The following is a 17,815-nucleotide window of genomic DNA, read 5'->3' as shown; positions in this document are numbered from 1 at the left end:
CCCGCAGAGTCAAGCGCTTATTGCCGCTTTCTCTGCCCGACCTCACAATGTTTATCAGCGTTGTGTCGGTCAGTGGTGGCGCATTATAGGGCGTTCTTTGGCGCTGGCAAGCATTTATTTAAAAAAAACTGCCGTTAGCAGTTTTTTTCAACAAAACTTGTATTTGTGTATTTTTTTCATACAAAAACTGATGATATCGACAATAATTACTCCAAAACTAAAGTAATATAAGTAGGCAAACTATTTCATCTATTTTACCAGAATCACTTTGAAGCTATTATTTCCGATAAAATTGTACAACTGGAAGCTCATGAAACAATTGTTAAAGGTGACAATCATAGCGTACTTCTCGCTTGCCAAAAGTTATTAACAGAGCGCTAATGATCTTATATAGTAGTGTATTAGATTAATATCCAACCAAACATTGGCTGGATAAAAGTAAGCAGGATTATTAATGGTAAAAACCGCTCGTAATATGGCGGGGCTACCCTGGATTGCTGCAATAGCTTTTTTTATGCAAGCCTTAGATGCAACAATTCTCAACACAGCATTGCCCGCTATTGCTGAAAGCCTCGAACATTCACCTTTAGCGATGCAATCTGCTGTTGTCAGCTATACTCTGACTGTTGCTTTGCTAATTCCAGTCAGCGGCTGGTTAGCAGATCGTTTTGGCACCCGCCGAATATTTATTTTTGCTGTATCCTTGTTTTCTTTAGGCTCCCTTGCCTGTGCTTTGTCAGGTAATTTAGCTTTTCTAGTTGTTTCACGTGTAATTCAAGGAATTGGTGGCGCAATGATGATGCCAGTTGCCCGTCTTGCTTTATTACGTGCGTACCCACGCAGCGAACTTCTACCTGTTATGAATTTTGTCACCATGCCAGGGTTAGTAGGACCAATTCTTGGTCCCATGCTCGGTGGGCTATTAGTCACTTATGCTACCTGGCACTGGATATTTATTATCAATATTCCAATCGGTTTATTGGGGATTATTTACGCTAAAAAGCATATGCCTAATTTTACAATGCCAAAACGTTCATTCGACTTTTTCGGTTTCATACTTTTTGGGCTGAGTTTAATAATGGTTTCTGTCAGTTTGGATTTACTAGGAGAGAGTTCGTTACCCGGCTATATACCTCTGACAATTATGGTTGGTGGTTTTATGATATTATTTGGTTATCTGATGCATGCTAGAAAACAACCCCAACCCCTTATCAGTCTGGAATTATTCCGTATTCGCACATTCTCTATCGGTATTATAGGTAATATTGTTACACGCTTGGGAACTGGTTGCATTCCCTTCCTGATGCCTTTGATGCTACAAGTTGGATTTGGTTATTCAGCGGTCATTGCTGGAATGATGATGGCACCAACAGCTATTGGTTCCGTTATAGCCAAATCTTTCGTTACTAATGTATTAACTCGCTTTGGATATCGTAAGACACTGGTTAGCATAACCATTATTATTGGATTAATGATTTCTCAATTTTCACTGCAATCACCAGCAATGCCCGCTGTCCTTCTGTCTATTCCACTATTTTTACTGGGTATGGCTGTATCCATTCAATTTACTTCGATGAATACCATTACTCTCGCTGATCTGACCGATAATAATGCCAGTTCAGGAAATAGCTTATTAGCTGTAACTCAGCAGTTATCTATTAGCTTCGGTGTTGCAGTAAGTGCAGCTATTCTTCGTTTCTATGAATCTATGCCTTATGGAACAATGGTTGATAACTTCCACAGTACTTTTATTACCGTAGGAATAATCACTTTACTTTCTTCTTCCACCTTCATGTTATTACATAAGGAAGATGGAGATAACATGATCAAGAGAAAGAGCGCCTAAGAACGATAAACTGAGCTACGCTCAATCAGTGTCGGAGTTAATACTAACAATTTAGGATTGCTTTCTGGGTTATCCATCCGATAAAGCAAAGTATCAACAGCCAGCTTTCCTAACTCATCTTTTGGCTGATGAATGGTTGTCAATGGTGGGATCATATAAGGGGCAAGGTCGATATCATCATAACCTATGATGGAAATATCATCCGGTACAGAAAGCCCCGCTTGGTACAGAGCCTGATAAGCGCCAACGGCCATTGCATCATTGCTGGCAAAAACAGCTTCTGGCGGTTCAGGATGTTGCAGCAATTTTTGCATTGATTCAAAACCACCAGCAAATTCAAAATCACTGTAAATTTCATAGCCTTCAGGAATAACAAGACCAGCATTTGCCATTGCCTTTCTATATCCTTGCAATCGATGATTAGCGGGTGTTTTATCTTGTGGACCTGCAATACAGGCTATTTTTTTAAAACCACAGCTAATAAGGTAATTAGTGGCTATCTCCCCCCCCAATAAAGAGTTGTCCTGAATAACATCGCTGACAATATCAAATGGAGACCAATCCATCATAACCATGGGTAAAGGAGGATAACGACGCAAAACATCACAGGAGCTGTGTTGATTTTCAGTACACATAATCAACACTCCATCTACTCGCTTTTGCAGCAAAGTTTCCATGCTGTAATCCATCCGCTTGGCATCACCCTCTGTATTACACAAGATAAGGCTGTAACCACGCTCATAACAGCTTCGTTCAACCCCTCTTACAATTTCAGCGTAAAAGGGATTATTACTGGTCGTGACCAACATACCAATGGTTTTGGTTTGCTTGATTTTAAGACTTCTTGCAAGCGCTGATGGCGCATAATTCAATTGCTCAATCGCATCGTTAACTTTCTTTTTCACACCTTCACTGACATAACGATTATTATTAATAACATGAGATACAGTTGATGTAGAAACGCCTGCAAAACGAGCAACATCTTTCATTGTAGCCACTGTTAATCCTGTTCAGTTAAAAATGCATCAATTTCATTTCGCCACGGGACGGAAGGCTGAGCTCCCTGACGGGTTACCGCTATCGCAGCAGCAGAGTGAGCAAATCGTATGGCAGATGACATGGATTTTCTTTCCAATAATGCTGTCACCAGAGCACCGTTGAAAGTATCTCCTGCCGCAACAGTATCTACAACGTTAACTTTAAATCCCGGAACAATCTTTCCTTTCTGACCGCTTTCACTCAACCATACCCCACGGCTACCCAATGTGATAATTACCGTATCAATACCTTTATCATGCAACACTTGAGACGCTTTTTCCGCATCTGAATCATTTTCTACTTTAATTCCAGTGAGATATTCAGCTTCTGTTTCATTCGGTGTAATGATATCCACCAGCGAGAGCAATTGATCAGATAATTTTCTGGCAGGCGCCGGATTGAGTATCACTTTTGTATTATTTTGCTTAGCTATTGTTGCAGCAAGTTGCACTGTTTCCAATGGAGACTCAAGTTGCATCAATAATGCATCTGCTTCCTCAATAATATTTTGGTAGCGATAGAAATATTCCGGTGTCAACGCCGCATTAGCGCCTGCATTGATACCAATAACGTTTTCACCTTGCTGATTAACGAAAATCAACGCTACACCCGTTGTTTCTCCTTTAATCACTTCAATGCCAGAAGTTTTAATATTATCCTTTGCTAACTGCTGATAGATACGAAAACCAATATCGTCCTCACCAACACAAGCAATAAATGTAATGTCAGCACCGCTGCGGCCTGCTGCTACCGCCTGATTAGCACCTTTACCACCAAAAGCAACTTGATATTGTTCCCCGATCACCGTTTCCCCCGAACGAGGGAATGACTTAAGATTCAAAATATGGTCAGCATTAATGCTGCCAAGCACCGCAAGTTTTGCTGTACTCATTACATTTATTCCTTTTCAATTATGCCGTCACCACCATCAATGAGTAACGTCACAAATACCGATTTATTTTTTAATAACTAACTCCAATTCCACAGGGATGACGGCTTCAACTTTTTCGCCTCTCAGCACTTTATTTGCAGTCTGAACACCAACGATACCAATTTGATCAGGACGCTGAGCGATTGTCGCTCCTAGTTTTCCACGCTGAACAGCTTTGATACCATCTCCAGTACCATCAAAACCAACAACTAATACATCGCTTTTACCTGCTGTTTGTAAAGCGCGCAAAGCACCTAACGCCATCTCATCATTCTGAGCAAATACAGCTTGTACAGCCGGATGAGCCGTCAGTAAGTTCTGCATAACGTTCAGTCCCTTGGTACGATCGAAATCAGCAGGCTGACTAGCTAACATATTGAATTTATGTTCCTGTGCTACCTTATTAAATCCTTCACCACGTTCACGGGCAGCAGAAGTGCCAGCAATACCTTCTAGCTGAATAATTTTGGCTCCATCCCCTAATTTTTCGGCGATAAAATCACCCGCTATTTTACCCCCCAAGCGATTATCAGAAGCGATATGACTGACAACAGTACCTTTATTCGCTATCCGATCTAGAGTAATGACCGGAATTTTGGCATTGTTAGCCATAATAATGGCATTACCAACAGCATCGGAGTCAGTCGGGTTAATTAGCATGAGTTTAGTACCACGTACCGTCAAATCCTGAACATTAGCTAATTCTTTCGCTGGATTATCCTGAGAATCCAACACAATTAGGTTATAGCCCAACTTATCCGCCTCTTTTTGAGCGCTATCTTTCATTGTGACAAAGAATGGATTATTCAGTGTAGAAATGACTAACGCGATAGTGTCTTTCGCTAATGCATTTATACTTACAGTCATACTTAGCGCAACAGCAGATAAAATTGTTACTAATTTCTTCACTTTCATCATGTTATTTCCTGTAGGGTGAGGTTATTTACCACTTTTATTATCAACCAGAACTGCCAACAATATTACAATTGCTTTAACAATCATCTGATAGTTAGAAGAAATACCTAATAAGTTTAAGCCATTATTTAAAAAACCGAGGATTAGTGCACCAATCAGAGTACCAATAATTAACCCCTTACCACCAGCTAGGCGAGTTCCTCCCAGTACTACGGCAGCAATAGCATCTAATTCATAACCTCCTCCCGCCATAGGTTGAGCAGAAGAAAGACGAGCGACTTCAATAATACTTGCCAATGCCGTCAGTAAACCGCATAAGGAGTAAACGATAATTTTAATTTTATCGATATTGATACCAGATAAACGGGTAGCCGATTCATTCCCCCCCAAGGCATAAATATAACGACCTAAACGGGTGTGATGCAGGATATACCATGCGATAACAAAAACTATCAACATCAGCCATACTGGAGTAGGAATTCCCAGTAGACGGCCAATACCAAACCAGCCAAACAGATCCGCATTATCACTGAATCCTGTATTTATTGGGCTACCATCAGTATAAACACGGGTTATTCCACGAAGTAACAACATCATGACTAGAGTGGCAATAAAGGCCTGTACTTTACCTTTAGCAATTATTATTCCTGTACAAGCACCAATTGCAGCACCTAAAGCCAAAGCACTCACGATAGCCACCAGAGCATTAACTTCCGTACCAACCAATGAAGCTGCTACTACACCTGTTAACGCAAGCAATGAACCAACAGACAAGTCAATACCCGATGTCAGGATAACCAATGTCATCCCAACGGCCATAATGGCATTGACTGATGTTTGTTGCAGAATATTAAACAAGTTATTTAAAGTGAAAAAATTTCGGCTAAGAGAAGAAACTACGGCTATCAGCACTAGCAACGCAATCAGTGACTTTTGTTTCAGTAACCACTCTTTAGTAAACCAACGTTTAAATGTCGGTGATATATTAGAATTCATACTGAATTACTCCTGAATCGCTCCATATTGTTTGCCTACAGCCGCTGCCATCAAAACTTCTTGAGTTGCCTGTTCAGCAAAAAATTCGCCACTGATCTGGCCTTCACACATAACCAAAATACGATCACTCATTCCTATCACTTCTGGCATTTCAGAAGAAACGAGAATAATACTTAGCCCCTCTTTCTTGAATTGATTAATTAACTGATAAATTTCTTTTTTTGCACCAACATCTACACCACGCGTAGGTTCATCCAGAATAAGAACTTTTGGTCTAGTCATTAATCCACGGGCAATAGCTACTTTTTGCTGATTACCACCAGAAAGTAAACCTATAGCTTGTCCCATTGAAGGTGTCTTGATACTAAACAATTCAATAAAGTCACTAACTGCATTCTGTTCTTCTTTATGATTAAGACCACCTAACCAGTTACTGAAATAACGTAAGGCAGTAAGAGACATATTATCTTTGATTGACATTCCCAAAACTAAGCCATCACGTTTACGATCTTCTGAAATATAAACAATCCCACAAGCTAACCCATCCTGAGGGTTACGAATTACAATGGGGGTTCCATCCAGTGTGATTCGCCCCTGAGTTTTTGGCAACGCACCATAAATAATTTTCATCAATTCAGTGCGGCCAGCCCCCATTAGCCCTGATATACCCAAAATTTCCCCGCTATAAAGAGAAAAACTGGCGTTTGTCACACCGGAACCAGAAATCTGCTTAACCTCAAGTCGTTTTTTGCCCCGAGGTAAATTCAGGCGAGGATACTGATCTTCCAGTTTTCGCCCAACCATCATTTCAATCAGAGTCTCTTCTTTTAGCTCTTTTACCGACTTTTCACCAATAAATTGTCCATCACGGAATACCGTCACATCATCGCAAATTTCAAAAATTTCTCTCAAACGATGGGAAATATAAACAATACCGCATCCCTGAGATTTTAGTTCATGTATTACGAGAAATAATGATTCAGTTTCTGTATCGGTCAGCGCATCAGTTGGCTCATCCATAATGATAACTTTGGATTTAAAACTCAGTACCTTAGCAATTTCAACCAGTTGTTGATTACCGATAGAAAGTTCAGCGACTAAACGGTGACTGCTGTAACTCAGATTCAATTTTTTTAAAAGACGATCGGCTTCCTGATACATTTTTCCCCAATCAATCGCACCGAATTTATTAACAAATTCGTGCCCCAGGAAAATATTTTCAGCAATGGTCAGTTGGGGAATAAGATTTAATTCCTGATGGATAATCCCGATCCCCGCTTCCTGAGAGGATCTAGGACCAGAAAAAATCACTTCTTTTCCTAGGTAATGAACCGTGCCTGTATCTCTGGTATATATTCCGGTCAACACTTTCATCATCGTGGATTTACCTGCACCATTTTCCCCTACCAGAGCCATCACTTTACCCGGGTAAACACGTAGTGCCGCGCCAGATAATGCTTTGACACCAGGAAAAGATTTACTAATTCCTTTTAGTTCCAGTACAGGTTGCATAATCACCTCAGAAAGTCGCACCAGCACAAAGGATAATATTGGCATAAGGAGAATGCTCTCCTGTGCGAATCACCGCTCGGCTATGCTCTGTTTTCTCTTTCAACATATTATGACTAATATAATCTATGGTAATTGAATTCCCTTGCTGTTTCTCAAGCTCTTTAATTTTAGTCAATATTAATTGATATATCAGAGGATTATGATCAATGATCTCCTCAGCTAAAAATGCAGCTTCAATCTGCATTTCTTGTGTAACAACATTAAGAACGGATATAAAACTGGGAATTCCCTGGGTTAGCGCTAAATCAATCCGCTGGGCTAAAGAAGGAATTGGTAATCCAGCATCACCAATTGTAATCTGGTCAGTATGCCCTAGCTGAGAAATTACGGCTGAAACTTCAGAATTAAGTAATACACCTTTTTTCATTTTTTTATTCCATTAGCGAAACGTTTCGCTATTTAGTAATATATAAAGTAATATTTAAAATGCAACATTAGTGATACAAAAATGTGATCACTATCGAAACGTTTCGATAATAAAAGAAACGAAAAAAAACGTTAACTTATTGAATATTTGACGCTGAATCGATTTTTAAGGTAAATATTGTCTACATCAACAAATAATGATTAAAATCTATGGAGAAGGCTAATTAGGTTTTATCTAATCCAACAGATAATATTGGTATGAATTATGCTATTATTAACAGAAAAAATAGTTTTCTTAAGTCACTATCTGGAAAGTGGTCTGTATGAAAGACAACAGACTATTCGTTTATGTTTGCTAGCTGCATTGTGTGGAGAAAGTGTTTTTCTACTCGGCCCTCCAGGTATCGCAAAAAGTTTGATAGCCCGACGATTGAAATTTGCGTTTCGTGATGCCAGAGCATTTGAATATCTGATGACTCGCTTTTCAACCCCTGAAGAAATTTTCGGCCCTCTTTCTATTCAGGCACTGAAAGAAGAAGGACGTTATCAACGTCTAACCAACGGATATTTACCTGAAACTGAAATTGTCTTCCTTGACGAAATATGGAAAGCCGGTCCGGCAATTCTTAATACCCTACTGACTGCAATTAATGAAAGAAAATTCAGAAATGGGGATACAGAAGAGAAAATTCCAATGCGATTACTTATAACAGCATCCAATGAGCTACCTGAAGCAGATAACGGTCTGGAGGCACTTTATGACAGAATGCTAATTCGTATCTGGCTGGATAAAATTCAAGAAAAAAAGAATTTCAGAGCGTTACTCACTAGCCACAAAAATGAAAATGATAACCCTGTTCCGGCAGACATTCAAATAACAAGTGAAGAATTCCATCAATGGCAAAAAGAGGTTGATAAAATAGTTCTACCAGATAGTTGTTTTGATATTATTTATCATCTACGTCAGCAACTTGATGCAACAGAACATTCACCTTACGTTTCAGATAGGCGCTGGAAGAAAGCCATTCATTTATTACAAGCCAGTGCTTTCTTCAATGGCAGAAAAGAGATATCACCTCTTGATTTAATATTACTGAAAGATTGCCTGTGGCATGATCTTCACTCTTTTAAATTACTACCCCAATACTTGAATACTCTCATGACCGAACAGGCATATCGGCAAAGAATATTATCTCAACAAATTGATTCGCTTTATCACCAATGGACTCAAGCTCGTCAGGATAAAAATGATCAGCAGGCGTTAAAGCTGGAAAAACAAACCAGTCTGTTTGGACGTAAAATACAATACTCGCTACCCGATCATATCAATGAAGAAAAATTGATTCTATTCCTACATACACCTCTTCATCTCCATGATATTAAAGTCAATTTCATTGAATTGGAAAAAAAAGCGTTGATTATCTGGATAAACAAAGGCAGAGAATTATCAGCCCGTCTGAACGGCATTGGTTTTCCACAAAACATAGCAGCCGAAGTTAATTCAGCACATCAGCCAGAGATTTTTGATATCAGCCGCCGTTCATCCACGCTATATTTACCAGATCATCAGCATCAGCAAAATGAAGAAAACAACGAGTGGCTGGAAAGATTGGAAAAAGTTAATCAAGAAATTCATCATCAACACCAACTGTTTAATCAGCATCAGCCATGTCTGTTTATTGAAAGTCATTGGCTTGCTACGATAGAGCAGAGTTTTATCCAGTTAGCCGATAAAATTAATCAGTTGAAAATAAAAATAGGCAACTAATTAAATGATTAGTCTGACAACCCTTGATCTTTTACTATCAATAAACGAAGGGGAGATGATAGAAGAGATCATATTAACGCTTTTAGCTTCACCTCAGTTAGCTATCTTTTTTGAAAAACATCCTCGCTTAAAACGTGCGCTATTAAAGGATATTCCTGGCTGGAAACACGATTTACAGCAAAGAATTAAAGAAGCGCTAATTCCTGCAACTCTGGCAGAAGAATTTCAGTTATATCAACAAATACTATCTGCCAACACAAATCATTTTTACCTTAAACTTCCCGATATTCTAGAAACTCTGAACCGAATTGAATCCCCTTTTAGTGAAGAAGCACGGAAACTCGCAACCAACACTATTGCCGATTCAAATACATTACAAATCCTATTTATTCAACGATGGAGGATCAGTTTGATCCTGCAAACCACAACCTTCCATAAGCAATTACTGGAACAAGAAAAAGAGCAACTACTGGCAGAATTGCAACAAAGGCTAACACTAAGCGGTAATCTTGATCCTGTTTTTAGTGAAAATGATAGGGCAGCGGGACGACTATGGGATATGAGTAAAAGTCAGTTAAATCATTCCCAAAATGATAATCAGTTATTAATTCGCTATAGTGAATTTCTTCGCCAGCAGCCGGAACTGGAAAAATTAGCTCAATTACTTGGACGCAGCCAATCTGCAAAATCAAAACCACAAGAAAACCATTCTTTCGAACCAGTTACTACAATCGAACGAACACCCGATACCGTTCCTGAACAGGTAAATGGTATCGGACAAAGTGATGATATTCTGCGCCTGTTGCCAATAGAATTGGCGATATTAGGAATTGAAGATCTGGAATATGAGTTTTATCGCAAATTAGTGGAAAAAAAACTCCTGACCTATCGCTTACAAGGTGATAACTGGCGAGAAAAAACAACATTACGGCCAGTCACTCATTATAGCCAGGAAGAAAAACCACAAGGACCATTTATTATTTGTGTAGATACTTCCGGTTCTATGGGGAAATTCAATGAAAAATGCGCCAAAGCCTTTTGTCTAGCACTGTTACGCATTGCTCTAGCTGATAATCGCAACTGTCATATCATGCTATTTACAACAGAAATTGTGCACTATGAACTATCTTCACCAGATGGTCTAGAACAAGCTATTCGTTTTCTCAGCCAGACTTTCAAAGGAGGGACCGATCTCGCTTTTTGTCTGACAAGCACAATAGAAAAAATGAAAGAAAAATGTTGGAAAAATGCTGATGCTGTTGTTATCTCAGATTTCATTGCTCAGCGTCTGCCGAACTCACTAATCCATCAGATAAAAAATCTGCAACTGCATCAGCAACACCGCTTCCATGCGGTCTCCATGTCCCAATATGGTAAGCCCGATATTATGCGGACATTCGATCATATCTGGCACTTTGATACCGGACTTAAAAGCCGTTTACTGCGAAAATGGCGTCACTAACTTGAATCAAAGCATATCTTCTACAGTTTCGCGTACTTCAGGTGACCAGATACTGCACTGAACTTGACCAATGTGTTTCATTTGCAGCAGTAACATCACTAAACGGGATTGACCTATACCGCCACCAATAGACTGCGGCATGTCGCCTTTGAGTAACGCTTGATGCCAATCATATTGTAAACGCTCTTCATCACTAGTCAGTGCTAACTGACGCTCCAATGCTTCTGCATCAACACGGATACCCATAGAAGAGATCTCAAACGCATCCTCCAAAACAGGGTTCCAGACAATGATGTCGCCGTTTAGACCAACAAAACCATCGCTGTTTGGTGTCGTCCAGTCATCATAATCAGGCGCACGCACATCATGAGATTGACCATCAGATAATTTCGCACCAATACCAATGAGGAAAACAGCACCTAATTCTTTAGCAATAGCACGTTCACGGCCTTTTGCATCCAGATCCGGATAACGGCTCAGAAGCGTTTCGCTATGAACAAAGTGAATTTGATCTGGCAGGAACGGTGCCAGACCAAACTCTTTGCTGACAGCTTTTTCTGTTTCTTTTATTGCTTCGTAAATTTTACCTACTGTCTGTTTAAGATAAGCAAGTGAGCGTTGCCCATCTCCCATCACTTTTTCCCAATCCCATTGATCAACATAAACAGAGTGAATTGGTGTTAAGCGATCCTCATCTGGACGCAATGCTTTCATGTGAGTGTAAAGCCCTTGTTCAGGCTGAAAGCCAAAACGACCCAGTGTCTTACGTTTCCATTTAGCCAACGAATGTACTACTTCGAAAGTTGAATCCGGTAAAGTTTTTACTTTTACCTGAACAGCTTTTTCATGGCCGGACAAGTTGTCCTGAATACCATCTCCCAAACAACTTAGGATTGGCCCCTGTACTTCAATCAGACCCAGTTTGCTTTCCAGCAGACGGGAAAAGAAGGATTTCACAAAACTGATTTGTTGCTGCTTTTTAATAAACGACTTTTTCATAATGTTATTCTCTAATTTTTTAGGTGGCCCTGATGTCCTGTTGGAAACATTAAGCAATAAAATGAGGGATAAATTCAATATACTTTAATAAAAATAGACTTTATGATTCATAAAATTCATTTTTAAGATTAAAAAAATGAAAATTCCTTAAAAAAAGGGGCTGAAAATGGCAGAAATTTATCAGATCGACAATCTAGACCGTGACATACTTCACGCTTTAATGGACAACGCACGTACACCTTATGCCGAACTAGCAAAGAAATTTGCTGTCAGTCCGGGAACAATTCACGTTCGCGTGGAAAAAATGAAGCAAGCAGGAATCATTACCGGTACCAGAGTCGATATCAGCACAAAACAACTTGGTTATGATGTGTGTTGCTTTATTGGCATTATTCTTAAGAGTGCTAAAGATTACCCATCAGCTCTGAAAAAACTAGACAACCTGGATGAAGTAGTTGAGGTTTATTACACAACAGGCCACTACAGTATCTTTATTAAAGTTATGTGCCGTTCAATTGAATCCCTTCAAGATGTACTTATCAACAAAATACAGACTATCGATGAAATTCAATCAACAGAAACCCTGATCTCCTTACAAAACCCGATCATGCGAACAATCAAGCCATAAAATAAAATTTGTTATAACCACATTATCCACAGGTAGATCCCAATAGATTCACAGCGTACAATAGCGGCTCTTGAAATCTGTTGGGATCACTATGGCCACTATTACCTTAATCAGCGGCAGCACGATGGGCAGTGCTGAATACGTAGCTGAACATATGGCTGAAATTCTGGAAGATGCTGGTTTCTCCACTAAAATGCTACATGGCCCCTCTTTAGATGAACTTCCCCAAGAAGGAATCTGGCTAGTCGTCACATCTACACATGGAGCAGGAGAATTGCCAGAAAATATACAACCATTGGCCGCAGAAATTTCTGACCAAAAACCTGATCTCAGCAAGGTCACGTTTGGCGCTGTTGGCCTTGGTAGTTCCGAATACGATACTTTTTGCGGTGCAATAAGATCATTTGACCAACTATTGATAGAAAATGGTGCTAAACGTCTCGGTGATCGTCTGGAAATTGACATTCAACAACATGAGATCCCCGAAGATCCAGCAGAAGAATGGGTTAAAAATTGGGCAAACTCACTCTAATAAGAACAAAAAAGCAGCAAACGATTGTGGATAACTTATCTAAAAAGCCGGGGTTAACCCGTAGTTATCCATAGTATAACTATATGACAATGATCACCCTGTGAATAACTACCGATTTAGATCCCAGCTTATACCTTGTGGGATCACGGATCATTCACAACAAATGATCCTTTACAGCTTTATGATCTTTCTAAGGAAAAATAACTTATCCACAAAAGATCATGATCCTAATAAAAGATCTAATAAACAGATCTTTAAATAAAAAAGATCTTCTTTTAATTACCGGTGATCTCACCCACTTGGTCTATCACCGAAACTTGAGTAGAATTCTCCTCCCTTAATGCAACACTGAGCATTTTTATAACTAAAGGTTCATCACCATGTTTTATCCAGAACAATTTGACGTCATCATTATCGGTGGTGGTCATGCCGGTACCGAAGCGGCTATGGCAGCCGCTCGTATGGGCCGTCAAACCTTATTGCTGACCCACAATATTGACACTTTGGGCCAAATGTCATGTAACCCAGCCATTGGTGGGATCGGTAAAGGACATCTGGTTAAAGAAATTGATGCGCTTGGTGGCTTAATGGCTAAAGCAACTGACCAAGCTGGTATCCAATTCAGAACTTTAAATGCCAGTAAAGGGCCCGCAGTTCGTGCAACACGTGCCCAAGCGGATAGGGTTCTCTATCGTCAAGCTATACGCATGGCATTGGAAAACCAACCTAATCTAATGATCTTCCAACAACCTGTAGAAGATCTCATTGTTGAAAATGACACAGTTACTGGCACAGTGACACGTATGGGCCTTAAGTTCAGAGCTAAAGCTGTTGTTTTAACTGTAGGAACATTTCTTGACGGTAAAATCCACATTGGTTTGGAAAACTATAGTGGTGGAAGGGCTGGCGATCCCCCTGCTATTTCGTTGGCACAGCGCTTACGTGAGTTACCTTTACGTGTAAACAGATTGAAAACAGGAACACCACCACGTATTGATGCTAGAACTATTGATTTTAGTCAGTTAACACAACAACTAGGTGATTATCCAACGCCAGTATTCTCTTTCCTTGGAAATGTGAAACAACATCCACAACAAATACCGTGTTACATCACCCATACCAATGAAAAAACCCACGATGTAATCCGCAATAATCTGGATCGTAGCCCAATGTATACGGGGATCATTGAAGGGATCGGTCCTCGCTATTGTCCTTCAATCGAAGATAAAGTCATGCGTTTTGCGGATCGTGATGCTCACCAGATTTTCCTTGAACCTGAAGGATTGACTAGCAATGAAATCTATCCAAATGGTATTTCTACTAGCTTACCATTTGACGTACAGATGCAAATTGTTCACTCCATGAAAGGAATGGAAAATGCTCGCATTATTCGTCCTGGTTATGCAATAGAATACGATTTCTTCGATCCAAGAGATCTAAAACAAACATTAGAAAGTAAATTTATCCACGGTCTATTTTTTGCTGGACAAATCAACGGCACGACGGGTTATGAAGAAGCTGCTGCTCAAGGACTCTTGGCAGGCCTTAATGCAGCTCGTTACGCTTCAGAAGAAGAAAGTTGGTTCCCTCGCCGTGATCAAGCTTATATTGGCGTTTTAGTTGACGATTTATGTACTTTAGGGACTAAAGAACCATACCGTATGTTTACTTCTAGAGCCGAGTATCGCTTGATGCTACGTGAAGATAATGCAGACCTGCGTTTAACAGAAAAAGGCCATGAGTTAGGGTTGGTAGATGATTCACGTTGGGAACATTATTGCCGTAAAGTGGAAATGGTTGAACAAGAACGCCAGCGTTTACGTAATATTTGGATTCACCCTAATTCAAATAATCTTGATGACATAAACAATATATTGAAAATGCCATTGTCGAAAGAGGCTAATGGTGAAGATCTACTGCGTCGTCCTGAAATGAACTATGAACTTTTGACTTCATTGCCTCTGTTTTCTCCAGGTCTTGAAGAACCACAAGCCGCTGATCAAGTTGAAATTCAGGTCAAATATGAGGGATATATTGCCCGCCAACAGGAAGAAATCGAAAAACAGCTACGTAATGAAAACACATCATTACCGGTTGATCTCGATTACCGCCAAATTAGCGGTCTTTCCAATGAAGTTATCGCTAAACTCAATGATCATAAACCGAGTTCAATTGGTCAGGCTTCACGTATTTCAGGAGTAACACCTGCGGCAATTTCAATTTTACTTGTGTGGTTGAAAAAACAAGGATTATTGCGCCGCAGTGCTTGAAAGGATCTTGATTATGCTTAACAAACTAGAATTGTTGCTGACCAAAGCAGGAATAGAATTGTCACTACAGCAAAAACAGCAGCTTGTAGCCTATGTTGATATGCTCAATAAGTGGAATAAAGCTTACAATCTCACGTCGGTACGTGAGCCAGAGCAAATGCTGGTGCGTCATATCATGGACAGTATTGTTGTCAGCCCTTATTTGCAAGGTCATCGTTTTATCGATGTGGGCACAGGTCCAGGGTTGCCAGGTATTCCGTTAGCTATTGTTCGTCCAGATTCTCATTTCACATTGCTGGATAGTTTAGGTAAAAGGGCGAGATTTTTGCGTCAGGTTCAACATGAACTTGATTTGGTAAATATTGAACCAGTACAAAGCAGGGTTGAAGCGTATTCTTCTGAACCACCTTTTGATGGCGTAATAAGCCGTGCTTTTGCTTCGTTACAAGATATGGTCTCTTGGTGCAGTCATCTGCCTGAGCCTATTCATGGACGTTTCTATGCACTTAAAGGTGTGCTTCCAGAAGAGGAGCTGACTATGTTGCCTTTGGGAATTTCTATCGATTCGGTTATTAAATTAGATGTTCCTGAACTTGAAGGGCAACGTCATTTGGTTATCCTTAAATCAAACTGATTTTGTTATTTGTCAATAAAGTTATAAATAATTAGTGATGTTGAGCACAATTATACTGTAGTCAGCATCGTTAATTATGGTTTGCCTCGTTTCAGCTTTAATTTACCGAGTTATTACATAAAAATAACGTTATCTTGATATTAAGATAGTTGAACCTTTAAAAATCAGATAAAGCATTTTTTCATCAGATTCACTTTTTTAAACTAGCTAAAAATTAGCTTGGTGATTTAAGTCATAATATAATCACTCTTTTGTATAGAATTAAATTAACCAATTGATTTTATTATTAATGTATTTTATTTTTATTTATTGTGAATGTTAAATATAATTAACAAATGAAAAATTTATGTGATTTAAATCACATTTAAGTCTGAAATGTATGAAATTATTAAAAACAAGAAATCAGGACAATCATTAGCTTGCAATCTGGCACTAAAATAAAAAATTTAAATAATTGTTCACCTTTTCGCTACTTATGGATTGAATTCATTTTGGTGGCCCGTATAATTTGCACGTTTTTGTCACTTGACACTCTTAAGCAAAGGCAGTTTTATACAACATTTAGCAAAACCTGATATGCAAGGCGTACAAGGGGAGAAAACAAAAGTCATGTCTGTATCCCTTTACAGCGGTAAAATTGCACTGAAGCTGCTTTTTTTGCAGTTAATGACTTTTGTTGTTCTCAGTGTGGCTTTTTGTACCAAAAGTATAGAATGGGGCGCTTCTGCTTTTGCTGGTGGGTTAGCATGTTGGTTACCTAATGCCATATTCATGCTGTTTGCCAGTTTTCAAAAAGCAAAAGAAGAAGAGGTTTCTGTACGTATTGCATGGTCTTTCGCTGTTGGCGAAGGGTTGAAAGTTATTATTACAATAGCTGTGCTGGTTGTTGCTTTAGGCGTGTTTAAAGCGGCGTTTGCACCACTAGGTTTAACTTATTTAGCGGTGCTGATTGTGCAAATCATCGCACCTGCTGTGATAAACGGTTAGGTTTTCAACAATAAAAGGGTAAGAGGCATCATGTCTGCATCAGGAGAAGTTTCAACTGCAAGGGACTACATAGGCCACCACCTGAATAACCTTCAGTTGGACCTACGTACCTTTGAGTTGGTCGATCCCAACTCTGGTGGTTCTGCAACGTTTTGGACGTTGAACATTGACTCGCTTTTTTTCTCAGTCGTATTAGGGATTTTATTTCTGTATGTATTCAGAAAGGTTGCGGTTAATGCCACCAGTGGCGTACCTGGCAAACTTCAGACTGCTATAGAATTGATCATGGGTTTTGTTGATAACAGCGTTCGTGATATGTATCACGGCAAGAGCAAAGTTATTGCCCCCTTGGCACTGACAGTGTTCGTTTGGGTGTTATTAATGAACGTGATGGACTTATTGCCAATCGATTTTCTCCCTTATATCGGTGAACATTTCTTTGGTTTACCTGCTCTGCGTGTCGTGCCAACAGCAGATGTCAGTATTACCTTGTCGATGGCTATTGGTGTCTTTGTCCTCATCCTCTACTACAGCATTAAGATGAAAGGGATTGGTGGTTTTACAAAAGAGCTGACTTTACAGCCTTTTAATCATCCACTGTTTATTCCAATTAACTTAATTCTGGAAGGCGTTAGCCTGCTTTCAAAACCGGTATCACTCGGTCTACGACTGTTTGGTAACATGTATGCGGGTGAATTGATCTTTATTCTTATAGCTGGTCTGTTACCGTGGTGGTCGCAGTGGTTACTGAGCCTGCCTTGGGCTATTTTCCACATACTGATTATTACGTTACAAGCCTTTATTTTCATGGTTCTGACGATTGTTTATCTGTCGATGGCATCTGAAGAACATTAATTTTTTACCACAATAA

17 protein-coding genes are annotated in these 17,815 nt (G+C 39.6%); 10 read left to right on the top strand and 7 right to left on the bottom strand.

Translation table 11 applies throughout. The features are described 5' to 3' along the window. Positions 1-226: hypothetical protein (locus tag LG003_RS12900; RefSeq protein WP_262980901.1), on the top strand; the 226-nt coding region annotated here is incomplete at its 5' end. A gap of 228 nt (positions 227-454) precedes the next feature. Continuing rightward, a complete protein-coding gene (gene mdtD, locus LG003_RS12895) occupies positions 455-1,846 on the top strand; it encodes a multidrug transporter subunit MdtD (RefSeq protein ID WP_112878714.1) in 1,392 nt (463 codons plus the stop codon). On the opposite strand, the gene rbsR is transcribed toward mdtD, so the two are convergent. The 6 genes from rbsR to rbsD form a co-directional block, all read right to left on the bottom strand. Then, positions 1,843-2,844, bottom strand: coding sequence for a ribose operon transcriptional repressor RbsR (gene rbsR, locus LG003_RS12890; protein WP_112878713.1), 1,002 nt, complete (start codon positions 2,842-2,844; stop codon positions 1,843-1,845). The genes mdtD and rbsR overlap by 4 nt on opposite strands. A gap of 2 nt (positions 2,845-2,846) precedes the next feature. Continuing rightward, complete coding sequence (gene rbsK, locus LG003_RS12885) at positions 2,847-3,776, bottom strand: ribokinase (RefSeq protein ID WP_112896592.1); 930 nt, start codon at positions 3,774-3,776, stop codon at positions 2,847-2,849. Positions 3,777-3,839: 63 nt separating this feature from the next. Next, positions 3,840-4,730, bottom strand: coding sequence for a ribose ABC transporter substrate-binding protein RbsB (gene rbsB, locus LG003_RS12880; protein ID WP_112878717.1), 891 nt, complete (start codon positions 4,728-4,730; stop codon positions 3,840-3,842). A 24-nt stretch (positions 4,731-4,754) separates the two neighbouring features. Then, a complete protein-coding gene (gene rbsC / locus LG003_RS12875; protein WP_262980900.1) occupies positions 4,755-5,726 on the bottom strand; it encodes a ribose ABC transporter permease in 972 nt (323 codons plus the stop codon). A 6-nt stretch (positions 5,727-5,732) separates the two neighbouring features. Further along, positions 5,733-7,238, bottom strand: coding sequence for a ribose ABC transporter ATP-binding protein RbsA (rbsA, locus tag LG003_RS12870; RefSeq protein ID WP_112878710.1), 1,506 nt, complete (start codon positions 7,236-7,238; stop codon positions 5,733-5,735). 7 nt (positions 7,239-7,245) lie between these two features. Further along, positions 7,246-7,665: a D-ribose pyranase gene (gene rbsD / locus LG003_RS12865; RefSeq protein WP_262980899.1), complete on the bottom strand. Its 420-nt coding sequence runs from the start codon at positions 7,663-7,665 to the stop codon at positions 7,246-7,248. A gap of 264 nt (positions 7,666-7,929) precedes the next feature. Between rbsD and ravA the strand changes: the two genes are divergently transcribed. Continuing rightward, positions 7,930-9,432, top strand: coding sequence for an ATPase RavA (gene ravA, locus LG003_RS12860; protein ID WP_262980898.1), 1,503 nt, complete (start codon positions 7,930-7,932; stop codon positions 9,430-9,432). Positions 9,433-9,436: 4 nt separating this feature from the next. Then, positions 9,437-10,894 (top strand): ATPase RavA stimulator ViaA, encoded by a 1,458-nt coding sequence (gene viaA / locus LG003_RS12855; RefSeq protein WP_262980897.1) that lies wholly within the window; start codon positions 9,437-9,439, stop codon positions 10,892-10,894. A gap of 6 nt (positions 10,895-10,900) precedes the next feature. Here viaA and asnA read toward each other — a convergent pair whose 3' ends face one another. Next, entirely contained in the window at positions 10,901-11,893 is a 993-nt protein-coding gene (asnA, locus tag LG003_RS12850; protein ID WP_112878706.1) for an aspartate--ammonia ligase, read from the bottom strand. A 166-nt stretch (positions 11,894-12,059) separates the two neighbouring features. Between asnA and asnC the strand changes: the two genes are divergently transcribed. The 6 genes from asnC (at position 12,060) to atpB (ending at position 17,799) form a co-directional block, all read left to right on the top strand. Continuing rightward, on the top strand, positions 12,060-12,521 hold the full coding sequence (asnC, locus tag LG003_RS12845; protein WP_011144463.1) for a transcriptional regulator AsnC: 462 nt from the start codon (positions 12,060-12,062) through the stop codon (positions 12,519-12,521). A gap of 91 nt (positions 12,522-12,612) precedes the next feature. Then, positions 12,613-13,053, top strand: coding sequence for an FMN-binding protein MioC (gene mioC, locus LG003_RS12840; RefSeq protein WP_112878705.1), 441 nt, complete (start codon positions 12,613-12,615; stop codon positions 13,051-13,053). 380 nt (positions 13,054-13,433) lie between these two features. Then, positions 13,434-15,323, top strand: coding sequence for a tRNA uridine-5-carboxymethylaminomethyl(34) synthesis enzyme MnmG (gene mnmG / locus LG003_RS12835; RefSeq protein ID WP_112878704.1), 1,890 nt, complete (start codon positions 13,434-13,436; stop codon positions 15,321-15,323). Between the two features lie 13 nt (positions 15,324-15,336). Next, positions 15,337-15,957, top strand: coding sequence for a 16S rRNA (guanine(527)-N(7))-methyltransferase RsmG (gene rsmG, locus LG003_RS12830; protein WP_112878703.1), 621 nt, complete (start codon positions 15,337-15,339; stop codon positions 15,955-15,957). A 609-nt stretch (positions 15,958-16,566) separates the two neighbouring features. After that, complete coding sequence (atpI, locus tag LG003_RS12825) at positions 16,567-16,944, top strand: F0F1 ATP synthase subunit I (RefSeq protein ID WP_112878716.1); 378 nt, start codon at positions 16,567-16,569, stop codon at positions 16,942-16,944. A gap of 30 nt (positions 16,945-16,974) precedes the next feature. Beyond that, positions 16,975-17,799: a F0F1 ATP synthase subunit A gene (atpB, locus tag LG003_RS12820; RefSeq protein WP_105397418.1), complete on the top strand. Its 825-nt coding sequence runs from the start codon at positions 16,975-16,977 to the stop codon at positions 17,797-17,799. The last annotated feature ends 16 nt before the right edge of the window (positions 17,800-17,815 follow it).

Source organism: Photorhabdus kleinii (assembly GCF_025384885.1).
Lineage (GTDB): Bacteria > Pseudomonadota > Gammaproteobacteria > Enterobacterales > Enterobacteriaceae > Photorhabdus > Photorhabdus kayaii.
Note: the sequence above shows the minus strand (reverse complement) of the source record. Positions and strands in the feature narration are given on the sequence as shown.

What these genes read in the sequence shown, in the direction of transcription:
- asnA (WP_112878706.1), bottom strand. Translation starts at nt 11,893, where the DNA reads ATGAAAAAGTCGTTTATTAAAAAGCAGCAACAAATCAGTTTTGTGAAA.
- atpI (WP_112878716.1), top strand. Translation starts at nt 16,567, where the DNA reads ATGTCTGTATCCCTTTACAGCGGTAAAATTGCACTGAAGCTGCTTTTT.
- atpB (WP_105397418.1), top strand. Translation starts at nt 16,975, where the DNA reads ATGTCTGCATCAGGAGAAGTTTCAACTGCAAGGGACTACATAGGCCAC.
- rbsA (WP_112878710.1), bottom strand. Translation starts at nt 7,238, where the DNA reads ATGCAACCTGTACTGGAACTAAAAGGAATTAGTAAATCTTTTCCTGGT.
- mdtD (WP_112878714.1), top strand. Translation starts at nt 455, where the DNA reads ATGGTAAAAACCGCTCGTAATATGGCGGGGCTACCCTGGATTGCTGCA.
- rbsK (WP_112896592.1), bottom strand. Translation starts at nt 3,776, where the DNA reads ATGAGTACAGCAAAACTTGCGGTGCTTGGCAGCATTAATGCTGACCAT.
- asnC (WP_011144463.1), top strand. Translation starts at nt 12,060, where the DNA reads ATGGCAGAAATTTATCAGATCGACAATCTAGACCGTGACATACTTCAC.
- mnmG (WP_112878704.1), top strand. Translation starts at nt 13,434, where the DNA reads ATGTTTTATCCAGAACAATTTGACGTCATCATTATCGGTGGTGGTCAT.
- rbsB (WP_112878717.1), bottom strand. Translation starts at nt 4,730, where the DNA reads ATGAAAGTGAAGAAATTAGTAACAATTTTATCTGCTGTTGCGCTAAGT.
- rsmG (WP_112878703.1), top strand. Translation starts at nt 15,337, where the DNA reads ATGCTTAACAAACTAGAATTGTTGCTGACCAAAGCAGGAATAGAATTG.
- ravA (WP_262980898.1), top strand. Translation starts at nt 7,930, where the DNA reads ATGCTATTATTAACAGAAAAAATAGTTTTCTTAAGTCACTATCTGGAA.
- viaA (WP_262980897.1), top strand. Translation starts at nt 9,437, where the DNA reads ATGATTAGTCTGACAACCCTTGATCTTTTACTATCAATAAACGAAGGG.
- rbsD (WP_262980899.1), bottom strand. Translation starts at nt 7,665, where the DNA reads ATGAAAAAAGGTGTATTACTTAATTCTGAAGTTTCAGCCGTAATTTCT.
- mioC (WP_112878705.1), top strand. Translation starts at nt 12,613, where the DNA reads ATGGCCACTATTACCTTAATCAGCGGCAGCACGATGGGCAGTGCTGAA.
- rbsC (WP_262980900.1), bottom strand. Translation starts at nt 5,726, where the DNA reads ATGAATTCTAATATATCACCGACATTTAAACGTTGGTTTACTAAAGAG.